The sequence below is a fragment of the Pleionea sp. WD8-19 genome (genome assembly GCF_055326765.1).
In genome coordinates, this window is sequence record NZ_JBUZOU010000025.1 from 25,123 (window position 1) to 39,958 (window position 14,836).

A 14,836-nucleotide genomic window follows, 5' to 3' on the forward strand; every position below is an offset into this window, starting at 1 on the left:
TCGTTCCTTATTTTTTATCGCCTGCCAGTATGAGTAAAACACCGAGGCCTGCGGCAAAAATAACAACGACTTCTCCGAGCGTGTCGTAGCCGCGATAACTTGCAAGCACCGAGGTAACCATATTCGGAATACCAATTTCTTCTGTGGTTTTATCAATGTAATGTTCGGCAACATGGTCCATGGTTTTCTCGTCGTAGGTGCCCATAGGTCGCATGTCGAAAGTGCCGTACACCAGCGCCGCTCCAGTGAGCAATGCGAACAATAAAGGCACCGTTTTGCGCCGATACTTTTTTCCAACTTTGTCAATATGGCGCAGAGTGCCTAGCATTAATGCGGTAGTAACACCGGCGCCAACAGCCGCTTCAGTGAAGGCGACGTCTACGGCGTCTAGCGTGATAAACAGTGTCGCCAACAGCATGCTGTAAACGCTAAAAGTAATAACAGCCACCAATAAATTCGCTAATCGGAGAACGATCAGTGCGGTTACCGAAATTAGGAGCAGTAAAATACTGTTTACGAAGAGTTCGATGAGTCACCTCCTCGTTTTTTCAAAGGGGCTAAGCCACTCGATTGTGCGGCCTTGGCAATCGCGTGTGATGTCATCGGTCCCACAAACAACAAAATCGCGAGAATCAGCAGTAGCTTCAAACTCATGAAAGACAAACCGGCCTCTATCATAAGGCCCATGATCATCAGTGCGATGGCCAGAGTATTGCCGATGCCACTGGCATGGACCCGCGTATAAAAATCTGGAAAGCGGATCAACCCAATGGCGCTAATGACCATTAAAAGGGCGCCGGCAATAAGCAGTAAATCACTGAGCAGTGCCATCATTGGTCCTTAATCCTTGTCAATTAAATGGGTGATGTCACCCCGAATCAACAGACGAAATAAGGTGAGCGCACCAATAAAACCAATGAATACATAAACGAGGGCTATATCAATGTACAGCTCGGGTCTTTCCGTAAAACCCAGCATACAAATTAACAACACAACCTGGGTGGCTATCAGGTTAAGCGCAAGTAAACGATCGTAAATTGTCGGCCCCTGCCAGAGCCGGTAAAGGGTCAACATTAAGGCGAGCAAAAGTATACCTATCGCGGGCCAGAGCATATCAATCCTCTAACGCCGCAACGCGGCTGGCCATGCTGCCAGAAATCAGAGCGGTGGCGCAGTCATCATTGAGAGCATGAACTTCAATATGATCGGGAAAGGTGCTCAAGGTTAAGGTGCCGGGTACCAGCGTTATGGAGTTGGCAAAGGTCACTCTTGCCGCAGGCGACTCCTGTTGGTAGTCGACTTTAATGATTTTCGGTGAAATATTCGGTGAGCGCTGCAAGATGATCCGGCAGATCTGCAAATTGGCCTTAATGATTTCTCCGCTTAGCCAGAGCCAGTACGCGGGTGCTCCGGAAGACAGATGCAGGGGCAACGTTTCCTGATCGATGATGTCGAGCCGAAGGGTAATGAGCACAACAAACAGGCAACTGAGCAGGCCCAGCAAAAGCAAGTGGAGCTGGAAATAGCCGGAGAGCAATAGCCACAACGCCATCAAAGCGAACAGTAAAACCAGACATAACTTTTGCTGATGAGTCGCCATATGCGTCGTGCAATTCCTAAGCGATTATTTATTGAACAAGTATAGCAGGGCAGAAATGCGTTGCTTGGTTGTCGTCTGACCTCCGTATTGAAACTTTTGTCTTCAGCGCGAAAGGTTTGCGCGAGCGCCAGTGGAATCCTATAGTTAATGAGAGCCACGCGCTCTATTTAATTGATCACACCTTTTTCAGGAGCTCATTCATGGCCATATTTCAAAAAGTGCTGGTGGTGTTGAATCCTGATCTAAAAACGCAACCCGCCGTTGAAAATGCAACGGTGATTGCGGAAAAAACCGGAGCCGAACTGGAGCTTTTTGTCTGTCTGTATGACGGTGCTTTGGTCGCCAGTGTTATGTTGGATCACGATCGGTTAGAAGCGGCAAAGCAGCAAATGATCAAAAAATACGAACATTGGGCGGAAGACTATGCCAAGCCATTGCGAAAAGCTGGGCATAAAGTATCGATCGATGTGGTTTGGGAAAGGCCGCGCTTTGTGGGCATTATTCATAAGGCAAAAAATGGCGGTCATGACTTGGTGATTAAGCCGACTCATATTCACTCCAAAACCGCCAGTATGATCATTACCCCAACGTCTTGGAATTTGTTGCGTAAATGCCCAACGCCATTAATGCTGGTGAAAAATGGGCATTGGGAAGCCGGTATGAAAATAATCGCTGCGATCGACCCCATGCAATCGCACGACAAACCCAGCAATCTCAACCATACGGTTCTCAAAAATGCATTAAATATTGCCGAGAAATTCGATGGTCAGGTGCATGTTGTTCACGCGTATAAGGCATTTTTACCGAACCGAAGCAGCCATTCCAACTCGCTTACCGCCGCAACGCACCTCGATGAAGTGAAAGAGCAGCATCAAGAAAAGCTCAATGCTTTTCTTGAAAATTACAACATTCCTCCAGAGCATATCCACTTGCAAGAAGGAGGGGCTGCAGAAGTCTTACCGTTAATGGCGCAAACATTAAAAGCCGACTTGTTGGTGATGGGAACCATTTGCCGAACGGGTGTTGCCGGCATGTTAATTGGTAATACCGCCGAAGAAATTCTCGATCAAATCGATTGCAATGTGCTTGCGCTTAAACCAGAAGGGTTTCAGTCGCCGGTCGTTTGAGGGATCACTCTTGTTTATCTTCACAATCTTTCAAACGATTGATGGCGTCAGGATGTGTTGGGTAGCGTTCCAAAAACTTTTTAAACGCGCGCGCCGCCTCTTCGAATTGATGAAATTCCTGGTAGATATACCCCAAATTCAAATGGGCGCTGGGAAAGTCTTCGCCGTGCAATAACGTTTTGTTATAAGCATGAATGGCGTCTTCCAATTGATTGTCATGCGCGTATAGCCAGCCTCGGTTATACCAGGCCGATTGCGATTCGGGTGAAATCGTTAACGCAATATCAATCAGCTGCGCGGCAAGTTCAAAGTCGCTGTTATGCGCTGCCGCCGCCGATAGAGTGACCAACTCTTCTTCGCGCCAATCCGGTAACCGATGTTTTGCGTTACTGTTTAGCAGTGCCTGAGATGTGGTCAGTCGCGCATCTGGTGCTTCTTCCGGAATATCGTTAACAATGGTGTACACAAAATTCAGGTAGTGGCACTCGCAAATTAAACCGGCGCGATAATAATAGATTTCATCGTGTTGCCGTTGTGGGCCAGAGTCTCCCGAGACAAACAGTCCTCGTTTACCACAGGATAAACACAAAACTTGTGACGGTATTTGATTACGTTCGTTGATTGACTTGGGCTGAAAGGCAAAGGTCAAAGAAAGGCCTTTACGTTGCAAAGGCGTGATGTTTCGCAATTCTTTCATAGGGGAAAAAAGCGTTGACCGATGTCAGTCAACGCTCCAGTCGTCGGACCTAGGTCTCTGAAGCCAATACCGCAGAAGGTTTGATCAAACACTTCACGGTGATGCCCCAATGACTCTTGTAGTCCATGGTGACTTTTTGTTTTACGTTTAAACGCCAAATGTTCAATGACACATCGGTTTCGCTTTTCAAGTCAAAATCAGCGGTAATATTGATTTCAAATGAATATTCCGCAATAGTCATCGGATCGGCACCGGAAGACATTGCTGCCTGAGCTACGCGAGCGGCTCCGGCAAATGCGACAATGTATCCCGATAATTGTGCTGCATTGGCCATGTCACTTTCCTCATAGGTTGATTAACGTTACTGCTTCCTTGAGTGAATTCAAAGCAAGCTTTAGAGCGTGTTTATCTTTCATTTACCGTCGCAGGTGTAACCGAGTTTTTTCTTGCTCCTTCAGTAAGTGTTTTTAGCGAAGCAGGGCGAGTGATTCATTGTTTTTATCGGCTTTATCTTTGGCGTCGCACAATCATTTGCATCCGTGCCGTCGAATGAAGCTAACGGGATCGTAGTTGGGTAAAAAAAGGTATCAAACCCCGCTCCTCACGCTGAGTCAACGCTTCATTTAACGGTTAACGTTTCAAACACACCCGTGATGACAAATGAAAGATAAACACGCTCTAATGGTTTAGAAGTTGAATAGCGCCGCAACAAGTTTAATTTGAGATTCTTCTCAAACTGAGCTAAGTAGGAAATTGCTGTCAACGTGCATCTCAATAATCGCACAAAAATAATGATCGCTTTCGGCTTTTTTACTATTGCATATTGGCGTTGGAGATAACCACGGTTTGGCGGCTTGAAGGCATAATTTTCCTGTGCTATACCCAATAGCGTCATAATACAAATGAACCATGAATCGTAACACTCAGCTTAAACCTGGACAGTTATTTAAAGAGAGATTATTGCCATGAGTGAATCCAATAGTGAATCCAATATTGATGAATCGGAAATTGAAAAAGAACTGCATCAACTGTTTGTGGCACTGCATAACACATTACAACAAGCCAACCAGCAAATTGAAAATTCAGACAGCCGCTTTCGTTATAACATGGATGAAATTGAAGTGGAGTTACCGGTTCAAATTAAATTTAATCAAGAGGCGGAACGGCATGGCCAAGAAGTCAATCCCTTTAAAATAAAATTAGCGGATAAAACGAAAATTGATCCGAAAGTGAGTAAACCCGTCAATGATCTGATTAAAGAAAAGCAGGTGATGTCAGAACTTGGACGCATTCGCGTTAAATTCACCCGCGATCAAATTGCCTGAGTTTTAATAACCGACTGAAAGCTTGAAAGGATATTTCCGTGAATCAATCAATTCGCACTAAGCATCCGTTAGATGGATTGTCGTTACGTTTTGCTTATCAACCGAAATCGACAAAGCAACTGGAAAGTATAACGGGCAATCATCCTTGTTTGGCCTGTCAAGAAGTGGGGCAGTTTATTACCGGTGATCTGGGTCCACAAAAAAAGCTTGGCACACTCATGTATTTTCGCGGCGCAATGAAATGTCAATGCGGATTTATGAACTTTGCTTACGTTGCGGTAAACGATTTACCAGAGCATCAAAACGCGTTAGCGGTTTCGGTGCAAGAAGCTATTGCCGAAGAAGAAAAGCAAGGCTCTTTACCGAGCTATATGATGGAGGAACTGTTGCAAAAGTCAGCGGCAGCCGCGCACAAAGAAGATTTTTCACAAGCAGAAACCTACATTCAACAGTGCCTGGAAATCGATCCGGAAAACCAGGCAGCACTGTATAATTTAGGTTGGTTGTGTACTAAACGGGCCGCAATCGATGAAGCCGTCAATGCGTATACCCGCGTTGAGCAAATCGGAGATGGCTTTCCAAGTGCCAGTTTAAACTTGGGTTACATTTTTCAAGAAGCGGGCGATTATCAACGAGCGGTTCAAGCCTACCGTAAATTTTTAAATCAATACCCAAATCATATGGATGCGCGTAATCGTTTGTCTCAGTGTGAAGTGAAACTGGCGGGGTAAACGGACATAGAGATTCGATGAATGATCACCAGCAATGAGCATGTGTTATCGCATGCGATTTTGGAGTACTCCATTGAGGTGATTCGACCTTCAAGCCCTGCTTTGGCGTTAAAGCTACGTAACGTGATGCAAACACAGGCTTACCTTCACCCACTGCAAATGTTAGAGCAGCAGGTTTTAGACGAATCGGAAGTTTTGCTTTTAATCCGCACGTTTTCACAGCAAGGACGCGCACAGTTAGAGCAATGGACCGACTTTGAAAATAAAGAGTTAAAGGAACAAAGCGCATTGAGTGCTTGGTTGGAGTACGCGCGTCAATTTCTTTTGCACACCAATTGAAAAATTTTGATAACCTGTACTCTCATTTATTTGCTTAAAGGTTGAAACAATACCTTCCGGAGTCGTACTCGTTCCATGCAATTATCAAATCCCGAACTGTTAAAAACCGGTGCCTATATTAATGGCCAATGGCAAGACTTTGAGGAACAATTGTCGGTGATGAATCCGGCGACGAACACCTGTATCACTCAGGTGAGTAAAGCAGACGCAACGGCAACGCTTAGTGCAATAGACGCGGCCTATCGGGCGCAGATGAAATGGCGACAGCTGAGCGCAAAACAACGATCGGCCGCTTTGCGCCGTTGGTATGATCTCATTATGGAGCATCAAGACGATTTGGCGATACTACTTACCAGTGAACAAGGCAAGCCGCTGAAGGAGGCACGTGGTGAAATTGCGTATGGAGCCGCTTATGTTGAATGGTTTGCTGAACAAGCAAAGCGCATTACCGGCGATACCATTGAGCCGCCCACGCGAGACAAACGACTGCTCTGCATTAAACAACCGGTAGGCGTTGTTGCTTGTATCACGCCTTGGAATTTCCCCAATGCGATGCTTGCGCGAAAAATTGCGCCAGCATTAGCGGCAGGGTGTGCCGTTGTGTGTAAACCGGCATCACAAACGCCGCTTTCTGCTTTGGCGTTGGCAGAGTTAGCTGAGCGTGCTGAGATCCCAGCCGGGGTGATCAATATGGTTGTTGGCGATTCCGCTGAAATTGGTCCTGTACTTACGCAAAGTAAAAAAATAAACAAGCTAACGTTTACGGGCTCAACCCAAGTTGGAAAACAATTAATGGCGGAATGCGCATCGACATTAAAACGAGTGACAATGGAACTCGGTGGTAACGCGCCTTTTATTGTTTTTGATGATGCCGATATTGACGCTGCGGTTGAAGGATTAATGACTTCAAAATTTCGAAATTGTGGTCAAACTTGTGTGTGTACCAATCGCGTTTTACTACAAAAAAATATTGCATCACAATTTACGGAAAAACTTATCAATGCCGTTAAAAGTAAACTTGTTATTGGCGACGGTACTCAAAAAGGCGTCACCTGCGGTCCGTTAATTTCAAAGTCTGCAAAGGAAAAAATAAAACAGTTGGTTACCGATTCCATTCAGCAAGGCGCAAACGTAATCTATCAAGACGATTCACCGTCCGATGACGGCTGCTATATGGGGCCGGTTATTTTAAATCAAGTGACGAATGACATGCCGGTGGCAAAAGAAGAAATTTTTGGCCCTGTTGTGCCAATCATTACGTTTGAAAAAGAGCACCAAGCCATAGCAATCGCCAACGATACTCCGGTTGGGCTGGCGGCCTATTTTTACAGTCGCGACATTGGCCGTGTGTGGCGTGTGAGTGAAGCATTAGAGTACGGCATGGTCGGGATCAACGAAGGCATCATTTCCAATGAAATGGCGCCCTTTGGTGGCATTAAAGAGTCCGGTTTTGGCCGTGAAGGATCGCATTATGGTCTGGAAGACTATCTGGAAATGAAGTACTTGTGCATGGGAGGCATTCACCACTAGCCTCGCAAAAGGTTAACATTTCGCAGCCCTATGCAAAGATGAACTTTGGCATAAGAAATAAAAATGTGTTTGTTATTTTCGTTTAAATGCATTGTTAGGTAAATCTGTTTTATATTCCTTTTTTTGTGTGAAATATTACACATTTCGAATTTGCGATATCGACTCACTCGTCAACTGCCTGTATAATCGCTCAAATTTTGGTCGATACCACAGTCGTAGCTTCTAATAAGGACAGTTTTGGGGTACCAGCCTGAAGTATCTTCCTTAAACAATCGCAAAATCATCGCTGATTAACGTTGTAGCTTTTCTAAGTTATCCAATAAATTCTCGCGATTGAAAAAACACAAACTCCTTTACGAGTTAACAAAAATCATCACGATTAAGCAATCAATCCTTTAGAGGACTTTGAATGAATAAAGCAGTTCAACTGGTTGTAGCCGCTGTTGCTACCGTACTTTCTGGCAACGCGCTTGCGGTTACCAATCCTACTTTCACCTGGAGCACCAGCACGCATAATGAAATTGTTGGTGACTTCGACGGCAACGGCAAGTCCGACAGCTTTATTCAATCCAAAAACAAAGGTGGTACTTCAGGCATCATGCCTACTAGCACCACCGAAAATATCGACTCTCCTATTTATTTGCAGTGGACCAGTAACCACCCACAAATCACAAGCATCGACGATTGGAGTGCTGAAACCTACAGCGCTTACGCATCAAATTTAAACAGTATGCCTGGTGATGAGCTGTTATTGCTCGGTCAAAAACAAATCCTATTAATTCATGGCGACGTTGTCACACCGATTGTGTTGTCACCTTCAGTTTCGAACGCCATCGTTTCTTGGACAGCGTCTGGCAACGCAAGCTATTCCGAAATTGACCTCAACATCAACGCCGACGATTACAAAGTTTCCTTTGCTGACTTTAATGGCGATGGTCATAACGAAGTGTTTTTGCAATCCAAGTTTTCATCGCAAGACTCTTACGTGATTGGTGGCGACGGCAGTGTGTTTCAATCGTTAAGCAATGGTTATTTGGGCGTTGACTGGTCAACAAACTCCACTATTGAATTCATCGATGAAAACGGCGACGGCCGTATGGACATTAAAATTACCGATGCCAGTGGTAATGTATCGATTTTGTACGCATCGACTAGCGGCACCTTTGTATCTAACCCGGTTGAATATACGCCTGAGTATGCAAAGAAGTTCAGTGGTACATTAAGTGCTGATACGTTAACGACTGCAGAGCCCACGGCATCCGATACTGTGGGCGCACTGGGAGGGCAAGCGGGTGTTTCCGGCGGTGCTGCCAGTTACACGATTCCTATTGCTATTCCGCCTGGTCGTAATGGGATGCAGCCATCGGTGTCGCTGAATTATTCTTCCCGAAGTGGAAATAGTATTGCTGGGGTAGGTTGGGGCCTAAGCGCAAGTACTTCATCGATTCATCGCTGTGGGCAAACACACGCACAAGATGGAAAAAACCTGTCGGTTACTTATTCTGCCAGTGGCGACCGCTTGTGTTTAGATGGACAACGATTAATTGTAGTGAGTGGTATTTATGGCGAAAATGGCGCAGTGTACCGCACTGAGCTCGATAGTTTTGTGAAAGTTACTCAAAACTTCGATATTAATTCCTCTACCAGTTACTTCGTAGCCCAACAAAAAAATGGACGCACTTCTTATTATGGAGGCTCAACATCTGGGATCAGTAATGCTCGACACATTGCCGGTGGTAAAACAGAAGTACTTTCATGGGCACTTGAAAAAGTCGAAGATCCCTCGGGCAACACCATTCACTTTGATTACAGCCAGTACGGTGAAGGTGAACATTTAATATCAGCAATCTATTACACCGGCGAAAGCAGTACCCAGGGCACCCGCAAAATCAGCTTCACTTACGAATCCCGTCCCGATGCCAGTGTGGCATTTTTGGCTGGAGGAAAAACCGAAAGCACCCAGCGCTTAAAAAGCATTGAAACTTTCGTTAATACCAGTGATCGCGTGCGTCTTTATACGCTCGAATACGGCACCAGCAGCGCAACTCAGCGTAGCTTGCTAAGCAGCGTGCAAGAGTGTTCTTACTCCACCGGTACCAAAACCTGCTTGCCGAAAACGGAATTTAATTGGCAAGACAGTGCGATTCAACTGGAAATGAAAAAAGTGAATGGCCAGTTAAGCCCACTGATAAAAATGTTGTTCAAAACGCTGGGTGATTTGGATGGTGATGGCATTAAGGAAGCAATGACCTACGAATACGCCTGGTCAGGTGCGGAATTAAAACTGTACCGACTGTTTTCGCTCAACGCCGACGGTAGTGAAATTTGGAGTTTTGAGTTTGGCGAAGACGATATCGATTTGGCGATGTCGCTTTGGTCTGGCAATTACCTCGACCTCGATAACGATGGCGTTTCCGAACTATCGCGCGTAGTCGACAGCGGCCAGGGGAAAGAAAACGTGTTTTATCGCGTGGTGAACACCAATGGCACTATCACGCTCGAGGAAAAGTTTCGAACACAAATTTTTTGGTCGTCCACAACCGGCAACTTACTAAGCGATATATATTTGTACCTGGGCAAATACGCTGACATCGACAACGATGGCTTGATTGATTACATCGCCAGTGCTCCAGATTACAGTAATAATAAGATTGATATTAAGCTTTGGAAAAACATCGGTACGGCAAAGTCACCCAGTTTTGCCGATCCTGTAATTAAAAAATCGTACAGTTACGATCCAACAAAAAGCAGCCGCAAAGTGACTTTCAGCCACTTAGATGATCTAAACGGTGATGGCTTGTTGGATGTTTTTCTGGACGATAAAACCTGTTACTCAAACCTTCATGGCGTGTTGATTCAGGATCAGGAGAATAACTTTACCGAAACGTCTTTTGAATCGATGGGGATCAGCTCCAACAACCACCCCAAGTACGTGTATCACCAATGGGTAGATATTAACGGCGATGGGTTAAAGGATTATTTGTTTGTACCCAAAAGTGGCACGCACACTTGGTATTATCAGTTGAATAACGGCGGCTCGTTTGAGTCGGCTGTGAATACCGGAAGTACCGCTGGGTTTATTGATGAGAAACTGTATAACCAATCGCCCAATGATAAGTGCGGACAAACGGTTGGAACGCACGTACCCAAGTTTGGTTCGCTGATCACCACTTCGGACTTGGACAGCGACGGCCGTTCGGAATTGATATTACCTATTAACCAAGAACCCGTCGTAAAGTACTGTATCAGTCGCACAAGTTGGAACGCTCAAAACAACACGACTTTTACATTGGCGAGGAGAGGTAATGAGAACTCCTTATCGGTTAGAGAAAATATTATTGATGTCGTTGTTGTCGCCCAACATATTCCTACTGACTTGCAATTTTGTGCTCACTCCGGCGGCGATGGCGAGCTGTACCAAAAGGGATATGGTTCAACCGATCAAAGCGTTTATCAGGTTAAGCCGTACGAGTTTCGATATAACGCCAGCACCAAAAAATACTCGCTGGTCGCTTCATTGGGACAAACACTTCTGAAACAAAAAGGGTTGAGTCACAAAAATCCGTGGAACATCGATTTGTACGGTGATGGGTTAAGTGACATGGCCATTACCATGCACTCAAATTTAGACAACTTGAATGCTACACCTGATATCAATGACCGCGGTTATTATTTTTACCACAACAAAGGCGCTGCATCGAACAGCAGTGAATACGCTAAAGCGCCCGATTTACTGAAAAAAGTCACCAACGGTTTATCGATAGAAAGCGAGTGGGATTATGCGCCACTCACTTCCAAAGCAGGTCGCAGTGCAAGCGAACCCGCGCTGTATGCAGTAAAAGACATTAACGATCCTAACCGTTACGTCGATGACAATCATTTCTACTTCACCTCGTCGATGTTCGTGGTATCGAACTTCAAACAAAGCAATGGCATTGGTGGAAATAACAGTACACGTTATTCGTATCGCGAAGCGATGTTTAACAACAAAGGCCGAGGCTTCCAAGGGTTTCGCAGTATCATAGTCGATAGCCCCGACGGCACTCGAACCGTCACCGATTTTCATCAAAAGTTTCCATTTGCTGGTGAAACTGAAGCGGTTCGTCGCTGTTTAATTGCAGATAACGATGAAACCTGTACCTCGTCTCCACTTTCAAAAACCGAAGTGTATTATCACACCGTTAAAACGCACGATGGTGAAGACCAACAAGACACACACTGGGTGTTTCCTGCAAAAACGGTAGCGGTTGAAAACACACTGAGTTTACCGCGAACTCAAAAGTCGCAAAGTCTGGCTTATGTGGGCACAACCGAACCCACTATCGATAGCAGCACTGGCTTGGCAAATGTAAGCGCATCCGCTTACGACGATTATGGGAACATTTTACAGTCGACAAAAATTGTGGAGGGTGGATTCGGCAAGCAACAATCGGAAACGGTGAATGCTTTTTATCCGCACGATACCAACAATTGGTGGGTGAATAAATTGAAGTCCTCCACGGTAACCACCAAAGCCTTGAGTGAGACATCCAGTTCACTGATTTACGATGCCACGTTGGACAATGACAAAACCGTTACCACCGTTATTGACACTTACGATGAAACCCAGCGTTTACCCACGAAGGTGAAAACCACACCGTCGACGGGTAAATGGACGCAAGTAGAAACCGAATACAACGCACATGGTTTGCCTATTAAAGTGACCACCACGGCACAAGATGAAACCCAATCGCGTTGGGTTGAAACCGCCTACACCGATGACGGCTACTTTGCTAAAACGGTGACCAATGCAAAAGGGCATTCCTCCAGCACGGTTATCGATGCTCGTCATGGTCAGGCAACGTCGGTAACGGATGCTAATAGTAATACGGTATTGACCGATTACGACCCCTTCGGCCGAGTCGAAAAAGTGTCTGCCGCAGGTGTACCCGATGGTTACACCCGTTACTACTGGTGCAACAACTGCGACTTTACCGACAGCAACGTAAAATACAAAGTGGTGACCTCTGCAGCGGGCAACCCAGAAGTCACGGAATATCGCGATGCATTGAATCGGCCGCTGTACACCCGCACTCAAGGGTTCGATGGTTCCTACATTTACCAGCGAGTCACCTTCGATGCTTTAGGTCGTAAAACCTTTGAATCGATGCCGTCCACCAGCACCAGCGAAAGTAAAGGCACGCATTACAACCAATACGACGCTTTGGGCCGCTTAACCCAAAAAGTGGTGGACCAAACCTACGGTAAAACCATGCAGGTGGATTACACCTACGCCGATGGCAACGCGTACCGCACCAAAATTGTGTTGAACAACGACGCCAACAAAACCCTGTATCGTACCCACAGCGGCACGGGCCAGTTGATGCAAACCACCGACGCCAATGGCAGCGTCACGCAATACGCGTACGATGGTTTGGGTAATCCCATTGTGTTGCAAGACGCCAACGGCGCAAAAATTACCGTCACCTATAACGCACTGGGTCAAAAACTATGGGTTAACGACCCTAACATGGGCAACAAAACCTTCACTTACACCGGTTTTGGTGAAGTGGATACCGAAACCGATGCCAAAGGCCAAACCACCGATTACGATTACGATGTACTGGGGCGTTTAACTTCTCGCAAAGTGAACAACGTATTGGAAGCGAGTTTTGCGTTTGATACCGGAACCAAAGACAGCGGCGGCGTGTGCCTGGGCTTGCCGGCCAGCGAAACCGTGGCGCGCACCGGTGAAAACTTCACGCGCGAATACCGTTACGATACCAAGTGCCGGCTCAAACACACCGACACCCAGATTGATGGCGAAACCTTTACGGTAACAGCGTACATCGATGACAATTTTGGCCGCACCAAAGGGATGACGTACCCCACCGGACTCACCGTGGCGTATGAATACAACGACACCGGTTATTTAAAGCGCACTTACAACGCCGCTACCAATTATACCTATCGTCAAATCGATGAAATGGACGTCACCGGCAACTGGATAGGCGCCTCCATTGCTAACGGAAATGCCGCGATTGACCGCTCTTTCTTCCCAGAAAGCGGGCAAATGAGCATGACCACTTTGTCGAGTGGGGCGAGTGATCTGCAAAAAGTATTGTACGAGTACGACGATTACGGCAACTTGACCCAGCAAGATGTGTATAACTATTTTGTGTCCGCCACTGACCACACGTCGGAAGCTTACAGCTACGACAACATGCATCGGCTCATCACCAGCGCGCTCAGCATCAATCGCACCAGTGGCCAAACCATCCATTACGCTTACGATGCGGTGGGTAACTTAAAGAAGAAAACCGACTTCAGCGCCAACGATGCCAACGCCTACAGCTACCTGGCGGTGGGCACCACACGCAGTGCAAGCAACGGCTGGGCGGGCCCGAATGCCGTGCGCAGTGTACAGCTCGCCAACGGCAGTACCCGCACCTACAGCTACGATGAAAGCGGCAACCTTACCAACGATGGGTTGCGCAGTATTTCGTACAATGCGTTTAATAAACCGGTGCACATTGGTACCAGCAGTGGAACAATCAACCCGAAACTCGACAGTCAAACCACTGCGGCAAACGACGCCTACTTTTACTACGGCGCCGATCAAATGCGTTATAAGCAGGTGAAAACCAAAAACGGTGAAACCACCACCACGCTGTACATCGATAAAGTGTTTGAGCGCATTATCAAGCAAACCACCAGCGGCACCGAAGTTGAGAAAAAGCACTACATTGGCGACATTGCTGTAATCACGGAAAAGTCCACCAGTAATTACTCAATAGGTTATTTCCATCGCGACCGTTTGGGATCCATGACCGCCATCGTTAACGAACAGGGTACCGTTATTGAAGGCCACAGCTTCGACGCCTTTGGTCGCCCACGGCAACAAAACATGGCCGACAGTGCGCTAAGCATTTTAGGCTCCAATGTGACCACACGCGGCTTCACCGACCATGAGCACCTGGATGACAGTCAGTTAATTCATATGAACGGAAGAGCCTACGATTATAACCTCGGACGCTTTCTGAGTGTTGACCCCTTTATTCAAGATCCGGGTAATTCACAAAGTATGAACCCTTACAGTTACATTTTAAATAATCCGCTGGCGGGAACGGATCCGAGTGGGTATTTAAGAGTTTGCGATACATTTGTTATATGCACTACGGAGCAAATTCTAGATAAGAATTACAATAAAGAAATTGACCCATATAAAGGAAGAGAAGCGGTACAGAAACAGGCTGCGAAGCAATTGGTTTCCGCTAGTACAGGAGAAGCACCGGAAAATATCGAAATTGAAGAAGTTGAGTATGATGAAAATTCAGGTAAAGTAAATATCATATATTCTGTTACTGGTGGGACTGAGTATATAGCCCCCAGTGGGAAATATGTAAGTCTCGATGAACCTCAACAAAGAGATGATCATGAAAGCTCCGATAGTCCAAGTAATAAGGGGGCGTTAAATATTGTCTTAGTTAATGAGAAAAAGGATTTTG

General features: G+C 46.1%; 12 protein-coding genes. 6 read left to right on the top strand and 6 right to left on the bottom strand.

From position 1 onward, the window contains the following. Positions 1-7: 7 nt before the first annotated feature. The 4 genes from ACTUJY_RS19640 to ACTUJY_RS19655 are packed head-to-tail and all read right to left on the bottom strand — an operon-like array spanning position 8 to position 1,600. Positions 8-529: a DUF4040 domain-containing protein gene (locus ACTUJY_RS19640; RefSeq protein ID WP_463617851.1), complete on the bottom strand. Its 522-nt coding sequence runs from the start codon at positions 527-529 to the stop codon at positions 8-10. Further along, a complete protein-coding gene (gene mnhG, locus ACTUJY_RS19645; RefSeq protein ID WP_463617840.1) occupies positions 514-834 on the bottom strand; it encodes a monovalent cation/H(+) antiporter subunit G in 321 nt (106 codons plus the stop codon). Before mnhG ends, ACTUJY_RS19640 begins: the two co-directional genes overlap by 16 nt. A 6-nt stretch (positions 835-840) precedes the next feature. Next, a complete protein-coding gene (locus ACTUJY_RS19650; RefSeq protein ID WP_463617841.1) occupies positions 841-1,113 on the bottom strand; it encodes a monovalent cation/H+ antiporter complex subunit F in 273 nt (90 codons plus the stop codon). Position 1,114: 1 nt separating this feature from the next. Continuing rightward, the gene (locus ACTUJY_RS19655; protein ID WP_463617842.1) at positions 1,115-1,600 is read right to left on the bottom strand and encodes a Na+/H+ antiporter subunit E; all 486 of its coding nucleotides are present in this window, start codon (positions 1,598-1,600) and stop codon (positions 1,115-1,117) included. A 200-nt stretch (positions 1,601-1,800) separates the two neighbouring features. Here ACTUJY_RS19655 and uspE point away from each other — a divergent pair, with 200 nt between their 5' ends. Beyond that, positions 1,801-2,727, top strand: a complete 927-nt coding sequence (gene uspE / locus ACTUJY_RS19660; protein ID WP_463617843.1) for a universal stress protein UspE — start codon at positions 1,801-1,803, stop codon at positions 2,725-2,727. Between the two features lie 4 nt (positions 2,728-2,731). Here the strand turns inward: uspE and ACTUJY_RS19665 are convergent, their stop codons facing one another. After that, a complete protein-coding gene (locus tag ACTUJY_RS19665; RefSeq protein ID WP_463617844.1) occupies positions 2,732-3,424 on the bottom strand; it encodes a tetratricopeptide repeat protein in 693 nt (230 codons plus the stop codon). Between the two features lie 49 nt (positions 3,425-3,473). Further along, complete coding sequence (locus ACTUJY_RS19670) at positions 3,474-3,758, bottom strand: hypothetical protein (RefSeq protein ID WP_463617845.1); 285 nt, start codon at positions 3,756-3,758, stop codon at positions 3,474-3,476. A 631-nt stretch (positions 3,759-4,389) separates the two neighbouring features. Between ACTUJY_RS19670 and ACTUJY_RS19675 the strand changes: the two genes are divergently transcribed. From ACTUJY_RS19675 to ACTUJY_RS19695, 5 genes are all read left to right on the top strand, one after another. Next, positions 4,390-4,749, top strand: coding sequence for a hypothetical protein (locus tag ACTUJY_RS19675; RefSeq protein WP_463617846.1), 360 nt, complete (start codon positions 4,390-4,392; stop codon positions 4,747-4,749). 38 nt (positions 4,750-4,787) lie between these two features. Next, positions 4,788-5,480 carry a tetratricopeptide repeat protein gene (locus ACTUJY_RS19680; RefSeq protein WP_463617847.1) on the top strand — a complete coding sequence of 231 codons (693 nt, stop codon included), beginning with the start codon at positions 4,788-4,790 and terminating at the stop codon, positions 5,478-5,480. A 21-nt stretch (positions 5,481-5,501) separates the two neighbouring features. Then, on the top strand, positions 5,502-5,819 hold the full coding sequence (locus ACTUJY_RS19685; RefSeq protein ID WP_463617848.1) for a hypothetical protein: 318 nt from the start codon (positions 5,502-5,504) through the stop codon (positions 5,817-5,819). Between the two features lie 75 nt (positions 5,820-5,894). Then, positions 5,895-7,349: an NAD-dependent succinate-semialdehyde dehydrogenase gene (locus ACTUJY_RS19690; protein ID WP_463617849.1), complete on the top strand. Its 1,455-nt coding sequence runs from the start codon at positions 5,895-5,897 to the stop codon at positions 7,347-7,349. Between the two features lie 409 nt (positions 7,350-7,758). Further along, a partial coding sequence (locus ACTUJY_RS19695; RefSeq protein ID WP_463617850.1) for a SpvB/TcaC N-terminal domain-containing protein occupies positions 7,759-14,836 on the top strand: 7,078 nt, incomplete at its 3' end.